The following is a 15,558-nucleotide window of genomic DNA, read 5'->3' as shown; positions in this document are numbered from 1 at the left end:
TTGAACACCTCGACAATCAAAATGGCATGGTCAACCCCTTTGGGGAATTAAAAATTAAAAATTACAATCCCCATGAATAAATTTAGGGGCTTGAAACAAGGACGTAGTATTTCTTGCGCTGTGCGTCTAGAAATACATTTTTTTGCTCCTCCATAAATAAATTCAGGGGCTTGTATCGTTTACGTTTTCGGTCATCAATTGGATAAATGACTAAGGATAAGATGGGAGAAGCTTTTGAGAAGTAAGCGGTATAACTTTAATCATCTAATAAAAAAGCAACGATTACCCGCACAGAATGAGGACTGACGATCGCAGGCAGGCGCTTACTACTTGCTCACTTCGGAAAGGGGTAACTGGCGTGAAAACTGGAAGGCTACCAGAGAATGAACTGACCAAGGAATTGATTAACTACCGTGACTCACTCAAAGCAAACGTCACTGAACAGCTAAAAGCACGGGGTTTCATACCCAGGAGTTTTGATGAGCAAAGTAGTTAACTTACTATTCCAGGAATTGTGTAAAATAATTCCAGTGAACTGATGCGATAGCCCTTCATTTGTGTGGAGGGTTTTTAAATCTCTCAAACTTTCAATTACCCTGAAGAATAATGGCAGATTGGCAAGAAATAACAGGTGGCATCACAGCACCAAGAGGATATCAGGCGGCGGGAATTACCGCAGGATTGAAACCTTCAGGGTTGCCAGATTTAGCTTTGATATTTTCAGAGGTGGAAGCGATCGCAGCAGGTGTATTCACCACTAGCCAAGTCAAAGCAGCCTGTGTAGACTATTGTCGCCAACGCTTGCAAGCTAAACAGAGCGCTCGTGCCATTCTCTGTAATGCTGGACAAGCAAATGCTGCTACAGGTAATCAAGGCTGGTTTGATGCTTTAGAGTCTGCGCTGGCAATAGCCCAAGCCTTGAATATCTCATCTGAATCTGTGTTATTGGCTTCCACTGGGGTGATTGGTCAAAGAATTAAGATGGATGCCTTGCGAAGTGGGATTCCCAAGGTAGTAGCAGCACTATCAGAAACAGGCTCAGATGCCGCTGCTGGGGCAATTATCACTACAGATTTGGTAACAAAATCCATTGCCCTAGAGACAACTATAAGCGATCGCCCGGTACGAATTGGCGGTATTGCCAAGGGTTCCGGTATGATTCACCCCAATATGGCAACCATGCTGGCATTTGTTACTTGTGATGCTGTGGTTTCGCCAGCTCTTTGGCAACAAATGTTAGCAAGGGCAGCTGATAGAAGCTTTAATTCCATTACCGTGGATGGTGATACCAGCACCAACGACAGCTTAATTGCCTTGGCAAATGGTCAATCTCGTACCCCAGCAATTATAGAATGGGGCGCAGAAGCAGAGAAATTAGAGGCGATGTTAACAGCAGTTTGTCAGCATTTAGCCAAAGCGATCGCTCGTGATGGTGAAGGTGCAACTTGTCTCATTGAAGTAGAAGTAACTGGCGCTCATGATGAACTCTCAGCGCGTCAAATTGCCAAAACCATCGCTGGTTCATCCTTAGTTAAATCTGCAATCTTTGGACGCGATCCCAATTGGGGACGTATCGCCGCCGCCGCCGGACGTGCAGGTGTGCCCTTTGAGCAAGAAAACCTGCAAATTAAGCTAGGGGATTTCTTAATGTTAGAAAATGGGCAACCCTTAACTTTTGATCGCGCAGCAGCGAGTGCTTATTTGAAAAAAGCAGCGACAAGTGCTTATCTCCAACAAGATACGGTGTTAATCTCCGTTAATGTTGGCAATGGTTATGGTGTGGGTAAAGCTTGGGGTTGTGATTTGAGTTATGACTACGTGAAGATTAACGCCGAATACACTACCTGAACTACTCCCAATTATTTGCGTTGTAGAGACGCGAGTCATCGCGTCTTGAGCCAAAGATGTGTTGCAATCATTAATTCAATTGGCAGATAGTTGCGATCGCTGGATAATAAATACACCTATTTGGAGTATTTGCTTAGGTCTTCAACTTTCCCAGCCTTACCATCTCACTCTCATCGCAGCGCGCTCCTAAATTATCGGGATAACATAATGGTTGTGATAAATAAAAACTTATAGATGACAAATAACTACTAAAATTAAGTTACAAAAGAAGTGAAAATAGTTAATCATAAAGTAAACATAATAGTCTCTATAAATAGGAGTTGATATATTAAAAATTATTCCTATAGTTAAGGAAAATAGATAAATTTTTACTTATACATTCAATCTAATATTTGTTTAATAATCCCGAATCAAAGTTAATAATTTCGGCTTCAAAGGCTGTAAACTGATTTCAACAAGGTGAATGACACCTCTGCATCAGATTAAAAAAGCAGAGTCAAGAATTTAACCGAGTTCTTATAGAGGTCAATACGGTTCGGTTAAGATCCCCCCGCCTACGGCGACCCCCTTTTTAAGGGGGTAAAAGAGGTTTATAAGCCCCCCTTAAAAAGGGGGGGTTGGGGGGATCTCCTGGGCAAAATATCACTAATCGAACCGTATTGTTATACAGATAGCTATTTCATTGATGAAATGGCTGCGATCGCTTGGTCAAATATAGCTTGATTAATCATTAATAATGCAAAAAACATTGTGTTTCTTGCCTAAATTATCATAGCTATAAAAAATAACATTTACCTTTTCAGGAGATATTATGACAGAATTTTTTAATCAAATTTCCCGTCGCAAATTTATCTTCACAGCCGGAGCATCTGCGGGTACTATATTCCTCAAAGGCTGTTTGGGTAATCCTCCTGAAAATCTCACTGGGGGAAGCACTCAAATACAACCAACTGCTAAATCTGTTGTTAATATTAGTCCCGAACAAACACCAGAAACTACTACAGTCAAGCTGGGATATATCCCTATTGTAGAAGCGGCTCCTTTAATTATTGCTAAAGAAAAAGGCTTTTTTGCCAAGTATGGGATGAAGAATGTTGACCTTTCCAAACAAGCTTCTTGGGGTGCAGCCAGAGACAATGTAGAAATTGGTTCTGCGGGTGGCGGTATAGATGGCGGTCAATGGCAAATGCCAATGCCACATTTAATTACAGAAGGTTTAATTACCAAGGGCAATCAAAAAATTCCCATGTATGTATTATGTCAGTTAATTACACATGGAAATGGAATTGCGATCGCAAACAAGCACCAAGGCAAAGGTATTAGTTTACAACTCGCTAGCGCTAAGTCTTTATTTAAGGAATTAAAATCTTCAACACCCTTCACAGCTGCATTCACTTTTCCCCACGTCAACCAAGATTTGTGGATTCGCTACTGGTTAGCAGCAGGCGGCTTAGACCCGGATGCAGATGTCAAGTTGCTCACAGTACCGGCGGCGCAAACTGTAGCCAACATGAAAACTGGAACAATGGATGCCTTTAGTACAGGCGACCCCTGGCCTTATCGCCTAGTGCAAGACAAAATCGGCTACGTAGCAGCATTAACCGCAGAAATTTGGAAAAATCATCCTGAAGAATATCTCGCTATAAGAGGCGATTGGGTTGATAAAAATCCCAAGGCTACCAAAGCAATTTTAAAAGGAATTATGGAAGCCCAACAGTGGCTAGATAATTTTGACAACCGCAAAGAAGCGGCTGGAATTCTGGCTGGACGAAATTATTTCAATCTTTCTTCACCGGAAATTCTAGCCGATCCATACCAAGGTAAATATGACATGGGTGATGGTCGCAAAATTAATGATAAATCAATGGCTGCTTACTACTGGAAAGATGAAAAAGGTAATGTTTCTTATCCATATAAGAGTCACGATCTATGGTTCATCACTGAAAACGTTCGTTGGGGATTCTTACCAAAAGATTACGTAGACAATAATGCTGCTAAAGCTAAGGAACTTATCAACAAAGTCAACCGCGAAGATATTTGGAAAGAAGCTGCCAAAGAAGCTGGGATTGCCGTTGCTGATATTCCTACAAATACATCCCGTGGTGTAGAAGAATTTTTTGATGGCATAAAATTTGACCCCAAAAAGCCAGAACAATATTTGAAGAGTTTGAAAATTAAGAAGGTCAGTATTTAGTCATTGGTAACTGACAAAGCAATACGGTTTGCATAAGATCCCCCCGCCTACGGCGACCCCCTTAAAAAGGGGGTAAATAGGAGGAAAAGCCCCCCTTAAAAAAGGGGGGTTGGGGGGGATCTCCGAGAGCCAAATATACTAACCGAACCGTATTGACTGACAAATGACAACGGACAAATAACAAATAAAATTTCAGGAGAATACAGCATTATGACACTCGCCCAAAAACGCCCTGCAAGTCCTAGATTTAGTAATAGCTTTATAGCCAGCCTGCAAAAGCAATTTCCTGACCTCATACCACCAACGATCGCGATCGCCATCTTCCTCATTATCTGGCAACTCTTCGCTTGGACTCCGGGAGCCACATTACCAGGGCCGATACAAGTTATTCAAGACACTTGGGTGCTGATTTTCTGGCCATTTTATGACCGAGGTGGCATTGATAAAGGTTTATTCTGGCAGATTCTTGCTAGTTTGCAACGAGTTGCTATCAGTTATACCCTAGCTGCGATCGTTGGTATTGGTTTGGGCATTTTAATTGGGGTGAATAAAACCATGTCCAAAGCATTAGACCCCATCTTTCAACTACTGCGGACTGTACCACCTCTAGCCTGGGTTCCAATTTCTTTAGCAGCCTTACGACAAAACGAACCAGCCGCCTTATTCGTAATTTTCATCACTGCAATTTGGCCCATCTTAATTAACACTGCTGTCGGCGTTACCCAAATTCCCCAAGATTACAACAACGTCGCCAAAGTTCTGCAACTTAGCCGCAAAGAATATTTCACCAATATTTTGATTCCGGCGGCATTACCCTACATCTTTACCGGCTTAAGAATTGCGATCGGTTTAGCATGGTTAGCGATTATCGCCGCCGAAATCGTCATGTCTGGTATTGTCGGCATTGGCTTTTTTATCTGGGACGCTTATCAAAATAACAACGTCAGCGAAGTAATTTTAGCTCTAATTTACATCGGCATTGTCGGCTTGGTGCTAGATAAAGCGATGAGTTGGCTACAAAACAAAATTTTACCAGCAGAGCAAAAGTAGTCATTAATTATTAGTCATTAGTCATTTATAAAAAACTAAGGACTAGGGACTGTTTTAAAACTCGAAGATCCCCCCTAACCCCCCTTAAAAAGGGGGGGAAAGAAACTCTAAAAGCCCCTCTTTTAAGGGGGGTTGGGGGGATCTTTAAAGACTAGGGTGCTTAAAGAGAAGTTTGAAAACACGACCTAATGACTAGATACCAAGGACAAAGGACAAATGACAAAGGATAAATAAGTATGTTTGTAGCTGTCGATCAAATTGAAAAAGTTTTTGAATTAACTGGTGGTGGCAAATATATTGCCCTCAAAGGAATCAACCTCCAAATTAAGAAAGGAGAATTCATTTCTTTGATTGGTCACTCCGGTTGCGGTAAATCCACTCTATTAAATATGATTGCGGGTTTAGATTTGCCAACTGAAGGTATTGTCACTCTCGAAGGACAAAAAATCACCAAACCCGGCCCAGACAGGATGGTGGTGTTCCAAAATTATTCGCTATTACCTTGGCGGACAGTCAGAGAAAATATTGCCCTCGCCGTAGACTCGGTAATGAAAGGTTTACCCGCAGATGAACGCAACGCCATTATCGAAAAACATATAAATATGGTAGGTTTGCGTCCCCATGCTGACAAACAACCGGGAATGTTATCAGGTGGACAAAAGCAGCGAGTTGCGATCGCCCGCGCCTTAGCAATTCGTCCCAAATTACTCTTGCTAGATGAACCCTTTGGTGCATTGGATGCACTCACACGCGGCAATTTGCAAGAACAACTCATGCAAATCTGCGAAGAAAATCAAGTTACCGCCGTGATGGTGACACATGATGTCGATGAAGCGGTGCTGTTATCTGACAGAATCGTGATGCTAACCAACGGCCCCGAATCTAAAATCGGTGACATTCTAGAAGTGGATATTCCCAGACCCCGCAAGCGCATGGAAGTTGTAGAACATCCCAGCTACTACAGCTTGCGGAGTGAGATGATTTACTTCCTCAATCAGCAGAAACGGATCAAGAAAATTCGGGCGCGAAAAACTGCCGACGTTGCCCGTCATGGGTTGGAAAAAGTTAACCTAGAAATTGGCTTTTTACCTCTGACAGCTTGCGCCCCCTTAGCAGTTGCCAAAGAAAAAGGCTTTTTTGTCAAGCATGGTTTAGATGAAGTTAACCTCGTGCGGGAAAGCAACTGGCGGGGTATCGTCGATGGCATGACTGGCGGCTATTTGGATGCGGCTCAAATGCCTTCAGGGATGCCGATGTGGCTAATTTTGGGAGGACATAATAACCAACCTCTGCCCGTTGTCACCGCCCTCACCATGACTCGCAACGGTAACGCCATAACCTTAGCAAAACGCTTTTACGACCAAGGTGTGCAAACCTTATCAGACTTCAGAAATTACTTGATTCTCACCCGCGAACAACCGCACACAATGGGAGTAGTGCATCCCGCATCTATGCACAACTTATTACTGCGTTACTGGTTAGCAGCTGGAGGAATTGACCCCGATACTGATGTGGATATGAAGACCATTCCCCCAGCGCAAATGGTAGCCGACTTAAAAGCCGGAAGTATTGACGGTTACTGCGTCGGTGAACCTTGGAACTACCGCGCTGCTGTGGAAAATGTCGGCTTTACCATCGCTACCGATTTAGAAGTTTGGCTGGGACACCCCGGTAAAGTTCTTGGTGTGCGGGAAGATTGGGCAGAAAATTATCCCAATACGCATATTGCTTTGACCAAAGCTTTGCTAGAAGCTTGCCAGTATTGTGCAAATCCCGAAAATACCCAAGAGATTCGGCAAATTTTAGCAGGGCGAGATTACGTCAGCACTGATTTAGAATACATTCAACTTGAAGATCCAGATAGTCTCACTTGTGACTTAGACCATCCGTTGCAAGACTATGCCCATCACCAGTTTTATTCTGAGTCTGCCATTAACCGCCCTAGTCGCACCGAACAAATTTGGATTATGAGTCAATTGGCGCGTTGGGGTGATACTCCCTTCCCCAGAAATTGGGTAGAAGTTGTAGAACGGGTGTGTCGAGTGCGAGTTTTCAGCACCGCCGCACGAGAATTAGGTTTAGATATTAGCTATATTCGCCAACCGATCAAACTCTTCGATGGTACTCCCTTTAACGCCGACGATCCGATCGCCTATCTCAACAGCTTGAAAATTAAACGTGATTTTTCAGTCGCGGAAGTTGTTCTTGATGCACCAAGAAGAAAACTCGCATCATAAAAAAATCGTGAGAGAAAGAGGGAGTGGAAGGAGTAGGACATTACGCGCGAACCTTTTATCTCCGTTAACGAGTGTTTGAACTGGATGAATCCACCTTTTATCTCCGTCAACGAGTGTTTGAACTGGATGAATCCACCTTTTATCTCCGTTAACGAGTGTTTGAACTGGATGAATCCACCTTTTATCTCCGTCAACGAGTGTTTGAACTGGATGAATCCACCTTTTATCTCCGTTAACGAGTGTTTGAACTGGATGAATCCACCTTTTATCTCCGTCAACGAGTGTTTGAACCGGATGAATCCACCTTTTATCTCCGTTAACGAGTGTTTGAACTAGATGAATCCACCTTTTATCTCCGTTAACGAGTATTTGAACTGGATGAATCCAGCTTTTATCTCCGTTAACGTCTCCCTTCTACACACAAATCGAATTACCTCCCTTAATCCCCTCTTGGAAAGGGGGAAAAAGAAATCTAGTTCCCTCCCCTTTCCAAGGGGAGGGTTAGGGTGGGGTAAAACCTTGGTTAATCAGCTATTTCAGACTTGTGTATACACAGTAGCCCTTAGAAGAAGAAAGGTCAGAATATTCAGTTGCACATCGCCTACATTAAGCTTTTTAATCCCCAAATACCAAATACCATGCAAAACCGCAACTCTACAACCACACTAGGAAAACCATTAACCACTGCAACCACCGGCCGCAGACCTTTCCTAGAAATTAAAGACGTTACCAAAGTCTATCCTACAAAGAAAGGCCCCTTCACCGTACTCGACGGCGTTAATCTCAACGTCGAACAGGGCGAGTTTATTTGCATCATCGGCCACTCTGGCTGTGGCAAATCGACGCTGTTAAATATGGTATCCGGTTTTAACTTCCCCACCTCCGGGCAAGTGTTACTCGAAGGAGAACCCATTACCCAACCAGGCCCAGACAGGATGGTTGTCTTCCAAAACTATGCCTTGCTACCTTGGCGAACTGCTTTTGAAAATATTTACTTAGCTGTCAACGCCGTTTATCCCAACAAACCACAAGCTGAAAAAAGAGCGATCGTGCGCGATCATTTGGCAATGGTGGGACTGGCTGATGCGATGGAAAAGAAACCGATGCAAATGTCCGGCGGGATGAGACAACGGGTTTCTATCGCCCGTGCTTTGGCAATTCGTCCCAAAGTTTTAATTTTAGATGAACCTTTTGGGGCGCTGGATGCCATTACCAAAGAAGAGTTACAAGAAGAATTGCTGAAAATTTGGGGCGATAACCGTTGTACAGTGCTGATGATTACCCACGACATCGACGAGGCACTATTTTTAGCAGACAAATTGGTAATGATGACCAATGGCCCCCACGCGAAAATAGGCGAAGTCATGGAAATTCCTTTTTCTCGTCCGCGCGATCGCAGCCGCATCATGGAAGATCCACAATATTACCAACTGCGTAACTATGCCTTAGACTTCCTCTTTAACCGCTTTGCTCATGATGATGTAGGTTAAGCTAATCCTCATTAATTTTTTTCAGAATAATTCTTTGTTCCTCCCGTCATCACCTCGCATGGTGGCGGGAATCACGCGTTGGGATTCCAGCTAATTTTTCTGACATAACCAAAATACCCTGCTTGTAAAAAGCGAAAGTAGTATTGGAGAGATAAGGAACGTCGATTAAATTAAGATGCAAAACTTCGTCCTGTCTTTAGCTTCCCTCTCCTTATAAAGGAGAGGGATTGAGGGTGAGGTAAACCAGGGACATAAATTGTATGTTATTTAATTCTTATTCCTAAGAAGACTTGATTTTGGATTATTTTCCATGATACCCTGCTATTTATCTCCTTAACTACTATTTGTCGATAGACTTATCGTAGTTTTAATAGCGGACTGTATTTTTCATTTGAATTAGCCACAGTTGGCACAAGTAATTTCTAAAACTTTCTTGAGAAAAAACTTATGGTCATTACACAAAGACGTAAACTTGGACGTTCAGGATTAGAAGTATCACCGCTATCTTTTGGTGGCAACGTGTTTGGTTGGACAATTGATGAAAATACTTCATTTGATATTTTAGATCACTTTATAGCGGCTGGAGGTAATTTTATTGACACAGCCGATGTCTATTCCAAGTGGGTTCCAGGAAATCAAGGTGGAGAGTCTGAGGCAATTTTAGGAAAATGGCTCAAGCAGCGTGGTAATCGCGATCGAGTGGTGATTGCTACTAAGGTTGGCAACGATATGGGTGTTAAAGGCAAAGGACTTTCTCGTAAACACATCCAACAAGCTGTTGAAGACTCATTACAAAGGTTACAAACTGATTATATCGATCTATATCAATCACATATTGACGATGAAACCACTCCACTTGAAGAAACTCTTGAAACCTACGGAGAATTGATTCTTCAAGGAAAAGTACGTGCAATTGGTGCTTCAAATTATAGTGCAGAACGTTTCTTACAAGCGTTAGAAATCAGCCGTCAGCATAGCTATCCTCGCTACGAAAGTCTTCAGCCTCGTTATAACTTGTATGACCGAGATGATTATGAACAAGATTTACAAAAAATTTCCCAAGAACAGGAAATTGGTGTGATTAACTATTCCTCTCTGTGCAGTGGCTTTCTCTCCGGTAAATATCGCTCAGAAAAAGATTTGTCTATTAGTCTCCGTGGTAATTCCGTAAAAAGATATTTAAATCCTCGCGGGTTACGAATTCTAGAGGCAATTGATCGAGTGGCAAAGACTTATAATTCCACTCCCACCCAAGTTTCTTTAGCGTGGTTGATTGCTAATCCGACCATTACCGCTCCTATTGTTAGTGCAACAAAAATTGAGCAACTCAACGATATCATTAAAGCTGTCAATCTTAACCTTGATAAAGATGCAATTAACCTTCTTAATCAAGCCAGTTCTTCAGAAATTTAGTTAGGAAAAACCCTTGATTTTTTAATAATTATCATTGCGTAGCTTCTCTTGCTTAGTTGTACTAATACGAATAATTTTTCCACACATTAAGGCTCGATATGACTAATACAATTTCTTTTGACCGAGTGTCTGATATTTATGATGCAACTAGGGGATTTCCACCAGGGATTTCTGAGCAAGCTACCGACTTTATTCTCAATTTAGTTTCACCAACAGCAGAGACTAAATTCTATGAAACGGGCATCGGTACTGGCAGAATTGCTGTTCCAATTGCTAAAAGAGGTTATTCATACACTGGTGTAGATGTTTCCGAAAATATGTTGGCTGAACTGCACCAAAAATTAGAGGGTGTATCTCACCGATTAACAGCAATCAAAGGAGATGCTACGGCTTTACCATTTGATGATAATTCTTTTGATGTAGCTTTAACAGTTCATGTGTTTCACCTGATTGCTGCTTGGAAGCAAGCTTTAGCAGAAATCCGCCGCGTTCTCAAACCTGGTGGTATTTTGCTCTACACTCACGGTCAGGCTGCCTCTGTTAAGGCTGATGAAGATGTCAATTCGCAGAGATGGGAATTTACTGAGCGTTGGAAAGCTATATTAGATGGCTACGGTCATCCTTTACCGCATTACGGTGCGACGGAAGAAGAGGTGTTGACAGAGTTGCAAGTACAAGGTGCTACTTTATCCACCGAAATTGCTGCCCAATGGCGAGTTGAAGATACTGTGGGCAAATTGCTAGAAAACCAAGAAAACAAAATCCAAAGTGCAGCTTGGACGATTCCTGATGAGATATTTACTCGTGCTGTTCAAGACTTGCGGGAGTGGGCTTTGCAACACTATGGTTCACTTGATTATATTTTGCCCCAAGAACGTCAGTTCAAAATTGTTGTAGTACGCAATTGGGCTTAATTTATGATGCGTTAGCAAATTGGTATCTTCTACAGTATAGAACGGTCAAGAAAAAGTCGGGAAAAAGTTGGGTCTTTTTGGTAGATTTACGTAAACTTTTGCGAAAAAATCAAGTTGATCGTGGGAATATTGTAGTTAAGCTGTATTACTACGGAAATAAATGACGGTTGAAGAAGCGATCGCACTTGTTGAGCAATTATTGAAACGAGGACGCTTAACGAGAACGCAAGAGATTGTATTTCGCTACGCCTGGGAAGGGAAAACTTACCTAGAAATAGCGCGAGAAGTCAAATATGACTACGGTCACATCAAAGATGTTGGCTCGCAACTATGGCGATCGCTCTCTCAAGCTTTAAATGAAAAAGTTACCAAGAATAATCTGCATAGAGTCCTGAAGGGAGCTATACAGCAGCAGAATGGTGTAAACATTTCCCCAAAATTAAACCTCCAACCCTTGAGCGATTGCACCGATTGGGGAGAAGCGATCGACGTTTCCCGTTTTTATGGACGTACCACTGAATTAGAAACCTTGAGCCAATGGATTGTTGGCGATCGCACTCGTCTGATAACTTTACTAGGGATGGGTGGTATTGGTAAAACCACCCTTGCAGTTAAGGTTGCAGAAAATAACCAAGATGCCTTTGAATATGTTTTTTGGCGTTCTCTACGTAATGCACCGCCGATACAAAATATCTTGTTAGACCTAATTAAATTTTTATCTAATCAGCAAGAAGTAAATTTACCCGACACCGACGAAGCCCAACTAGCGTTGCTAATGAAATATTTAAGTTCATCACGGTGTTTGTTGATCTTAGATAACGTTGAAACAATTCTCGCTAGTGGTGTAAATGCCGGCAACTATCGAGAAGGGTATGAAAGTTACGGACAGCTATTTCGGTATATTGCTCAAGCATTTCATCAAAGTTGCTTGTTACTAACTAGCCGTGAAAAACTGAAATGGTTAGCATTGAATGAAGGAGAAAATTTACCAATTCGTTCTTTACAAGTTACAGGGTTAAGCGAATTAGAGATACACGAAATTTTTATAGACAAAGGTTTTTCTGCTTCGCCAGAACATGAGCAGTTATTAACAGAAGTTTATAGCGGTAATCCATTAGCTCTAAAGATAGTTGCAAATACAACCCAAGAATTATTTGCTGGAAACGTGTTCCAATTCTTAGACTGTGACACCTCTGTTTTTGGAGATGTCTGGGAACTTTTAGACCAACAGTGTCAACGTTTATCTCCTTTAGAACGGCAGGTGATGTGCTGGTTAGCAATTAATCGAGAAGCCGTTTCTTTAGCTGAATTGCAAAAGGATATTATACCACATATATCGACACGAGAACTCATTGAATCACTGGAGTCTTTAAAAGGAAGGTCATTAATTGAAACAAGTCATCATATTGCTAATCATAGCGTAGCTTTTACTCAACAACCTGTTGTTATGGAATACACAACAGAAAAAATAGTTACTGCTGTATTGAATGAAATTACTACAAATAGCATTGCGACTCTTAACTCTTATGCCCTAATTAAAGCGACTACTAAAGATTATATTAGGGACTCACAAGTATGTTTGTTATTAAAACCATTAATTGATAAACTATTTGCACACTTTGAAAATAAAAATAGACTAGAAAAATATCTTTATCAAGTTATTACGAACTTACAAAATCGTCCTCCAATTCAAACTGGATATGCGGGAGGAAACATTTTAAATATACTCTGCCATATCTCAGCAAATTTAAAAAATGCCGATTTTTCAAACATCACTGTTTGGCAGGCATATCTGAAAAATATGAATTTAAATCATATTAACTTCCAAAATGCTGATTTATCAAAGTCGGTTTTTACCGAAACCTTTGACAGTATTTTGGCAGTAGCATTTAGTCCCGATGGAAAAATTTTAGCGGTTGGTGGCGTAGCGGGTGAGGTGCAATTATGGCAAGTAGCTGACGGAAAACCACTTTTGAGATGGAAAGCACATTCCTCTTGGATTATTTCACTAGCTTTTAGTCTCAATGGTCAAATACTAGCGACTGGTAGCGACGATCAAAGTGTAAAAGTATGGGATGCTAACACAGGGATTTGCTTAGAAACCTTTCAAGGACATACGAGTTGGGTATTTGATGTAGCATTCGCTCCCCAACGCTGCGCGAATAGTCCAGATAGCCAAACACTTGCTAGCATCGGCGATCAACACACAATTAATTTATGGGATGTTCGTCAAGGTAAACTATTAAGAACTTTTACAGGACACAGCACTCAACCTCACTCCATCGCCTTTAGTCCTGATGGTCAAATGCTAGTTAGTAGCGCGAATGACAGCATTATCAGGTTATGGAGTGTACCTACAGGTGAGTTACTCAAAACTTTCCCAGGACAAAGCAATTTTATACAGGCTGTTGCTTTTAGTCCTGATGGAACAACTATTGCAAGTGTGGGCGATGACTATATTATCCAGTTATGGAGTGTGAGAACGGGCGAACTACTCAATACTTTCATACAGGGACACGTTTCTTTTGTACAATCAATCGCCTTTAACCCTGATGGGAAAACCCTGGCCACTGCTAGTCATGACAAAACCATCAAGTTGTGGGATGTGGCTGCGGGTATCTGTAAGAAAATTTTGCAAGGACACACTAGCCAAGTTTGGGCAATTGCTTTTAATCCTGATGGGAAAATAATTGTTAGCAGCAGTCAAGACCACACTGTTAAGCTATGGAATACTGCGACTGGGGAATGTATCAGAACTTTCAAAGGATACACTAATGCCTTTAGATTAATTGCTTTTAGCCCCAACGGCAAAACCCTGGTCAGCGGTAGCGGTGACTGTCAGGTGCGATTGTGGGATATTCAGACAGGTATATGTCTTAAAACTTTATCAGGACATACCAGTTTAGTTGTATCGGTTGCTTTTAGTCCCAATGGTAAGACTTTAGCAAGTGGCAGTACCGTAGTGAAGTTATGGGACTCAAGCACAGGTGAATGTCTCTTGACTTTGCACGGACATAGTAATTGGGTTTGGTCGGTAAATTTTAGTCCTGATGGCAAAACTTTATTGACTGGTAGCGCTGATCGAACTTTAAAGTTGTGGAATGTGCAAACGGGTGAGTGTTTAAAAACATTACAAGGTCATACTGATTGGGTTTGGTGTACTGTTTTTAGTCCTAATGGTCAAACTTTGGCAAGCGCCAGCGGAGATTATACGGCGAAAATCTGGGATATAAATACAGGTGTATGCTTAATCACTCTTAAAGGGCATCGCAATGGTGTATGGTCGATCGCTTTTAGTCCTGATGGTAAAATTGCAGCTACCGCCAGCGATGATCACACTACAAAATTGTGGGATTTAAGGATAGATAATAGCGATCGCTTACCATCTGATGTATGTATCAGAACCTTAGAAGGGCATACCAGTGGTGTTTATTTTGTAGTATTTAGCCCCGATGGTTCGCAGCTTGCTACAGCTAGTGATGACCAAACAGTGCGGATATGGGATGTAAATACTGGAGAATGTCTCAAAATCTTAACAGGACATAGCAATCGGGTGTGGTCAGTGAAGTTTAGCCCCGATGGTGAAATACTTGCAAGTGCGAGTCACGACGAAACAATTAAACTGTGGAATGTCAGAACTGGCGAATGCTATAAAACGCTTCAAGCCCCACGGCCTTATGAAGGAATGAACATAGCCGGAGTCAGAGGGTTAACTGAGGCACAAAAAGCTTCGTTAAGAATGCTAGGCGCAGTGGAAGTTGATTCCAAAATGAAGTTATTAGAGAATTCCTTGTAAATTCAAGGTAAAACCTGGTAGTACATCTTCTCCCGATAACTGATTTGGTGATAGTAGCACTTCCTTGTCTTTTCCCTGGCGATAAATTTCCACTTGCTTACCGTTAGGGTCAATTAGCCACCCTAACCGCGCACCATTCTTTATATACTCTTGCATTTTGTCTTGAAGAGACTTGAGGGTATCGGAATCAAACCGCAGTTCTACTACGAAGTCTGGACAAATGGGAGGAAAAGTCCTTCTTTCTTCAGCAGCCAGTGCTTCCCATCGCGCTAAAGGAATCCAAGCTGCATCAGGTGAACGTAAAGCTCCGTTGGGAAGTTGAAACATCGTTGAAGAGTCAAAAGCTTCTCCCATCCTGTCTTCATCTGTCCAAGTTCCCAAGCGTTGAGTTAATCTGCGATTTCGACTACCAGTTTCTCCACCAGTGGGCGCCATAACTACTAATTCTCCTGATGTGGTGCGTTCTAGTTTAGCATCAGGGTTGACTTGACATAGCTGATAAAACTGCTCAGAAGTGAGATTGATTAATGGTTCTAGGTTCAGGATAATAGCAGTCATAGCTTCTCCCATCTTGATGATCAATAACTGGAGACATAGGGGATGAGGGAGCAGGGGA

Annotated in this window: 11 protein-coding genes; 10 read left to right on the top strand and 1 reads right to left on the bottom strand. The window is 41.9% G+C overall.

The genetic code is table 11. The features are described from left to right. Positions 1-358 precede the first annotated feature (358 nt). The 10 genes from HWQ39_RS19345 (at position 359) to HWQ39_RS19300 (ending at position 14,942) form a co-directional block, all read left to right on the top strand. On the top strand, positions 359-496 hold the full coding sequence (locus HWQ39_RS19345; RefSeq protein ID WP_292848506.1) for a hypothetical protein: 138 nt from the start codon (positions 359-361) through the stop codon (positions 494-496). Positions 497-606: 110 nt separating this feature from the next. Further along, positions 607-1,848, top strand: a complete 1,242-nt coding sequence (gene argJ, locus HWQ39_RS19340; RefSeq protein ID WP_292848504.1) for a bifunctional ornithine acetyltransferase/N-acetylglutamate synthase — start codon at positions 607-609, stop codon at positions 1,846-1,848. An 811-nt stretch (positions 1,849-2,659) separates the two neighbouring features. After that, on the top strand, positions 2,660-4,042 hold the full coding sequence (locus HWQ39_RS19335) for a CmpA/NrtA family ABC transporter substrate-binding protein (protein WP_292848502.1): 1,383 nt from the start codon (positions 2,660-2,662) through the stop codon (positions 4,040-4,042). Between the two features lie 210 nt (positions 4,043-4,252). Further along, positions 4,253-5,092, top strand: coding sequence for a nitrate ABC transporter permease (ntrB, locus tag HWQ39_RS19330; RefSeq protein ID WP_292848500.1), 840 nt, complete (start codon positions 4,253-4,255; stop codon positions 5,090-5,092). Between the two features lie 230 nt (positions 5,093-5,322). Continuing rightward, positions 5,323-7,329: a nitrate ABC transporter ATP-binding protein gene (locus HWQ39_RS19325; protein WP_292848783.1), complete on the top strand. Its 2,007-nt coding sequence runs from the start codon at positions 5,323-5,325 to the stop codon at positions 7,327-7,329. Positions 7,330-7,413: 84 nt separating this feature from the next. Further along, positions 7,414-7,665 carry a hypothetical protein gene (locus tag HWQ39_RS19320; RefSeq protein ID WP_292848489.1) on the top strand — a complete coding sequence of 84 codons (252 nt, stop codon included), beginning with the start codon at positions 7,414-7,416 and terminating at the stop codon, positions 7,663-7,665. Positions 7,666-7,967: 302 nt separating this feature from the next. Then, complete coding sequence (locus HWQ39_RS19315; protein ID WP_292848486.1) at positions 7,968-8,819, top strand: nitrate ABC transporter ATP-binding protein; 852 nt, start codon at positions 7,968-7,970, stop codon at positions 8,817-8,819. Between the two features lie 447 nt (positions 8,820-9,266). Then, the gene (locus HWQ39_RS19310; RefSeq protein WP_292848483.1) at positions 9,267-10,232 is read left to right on the top strand and encodes an aldo/keto reductase; all 966 of its coding nucleotides are present in this window, start codon (positions 9,267-9,269) and stop codon (positions 10,230-10,232) included. A gap of 98 nt (positions 10,233-10,330) precedes the next feature. Further along, positions 10,331-11,146 carry a class I SAM-dependent methyltransferase gene (locus HWQ39_RS19305; RefSeq protein WP_292848479.1) on the top strand — a complete coding sequence of 272 codons (816 nt, stop codon included), beginning with the start codon at positions 10,331-10,333 and terminating at the stop codon, positions 11,144-11,146. Between the two features lie 160 nt (positions 11,147-11,306). Continuing rightward, positions 11,307-14,942, top strand: a complete 3,636-nt coding sequence (locus HWQ39_RS19300; protein ID WP_292848476.1) for an NB-ARC domain-containing protein — start codon at positions 11,307-11,309, stop codon at positions 14,940-14,942. Here the strand turns inward: HWQ39_RS19300 and HWQ39_RS19295 are convergent. Further along, the gene (locus tag HWQ39_RS19295) at positions 14,925-15,500 is read right to left on the bottom strand and encodes a Uma2 family endonuclease (RefSeq protein ID WP_292848473.1); all 576 of its coding nucleotides are present in this window, start codon (positions 15,498-15,500) and stop codon (positions 14,925-14,927) included. The genes HWQ39_RS19300 and HWQ39_RS19295 overlap by 18 nt on opposite strands. Positions 15,501-15,558: the final 58 nt, after the last annotated feature.

Source organism: Nostoc sp. NMS8, assembly GCF_017115045.1.
Classification (GTDB): Bacteria; Cyanobacteriota; Cyanobacteriia; order Cyanobacteriales; family Nostocaceae; genus Nostoc.
Note: the sequence above shows the minus strand (reverse complement) of the source record. Positions and strands in the feature narration are given on the sequence as shown.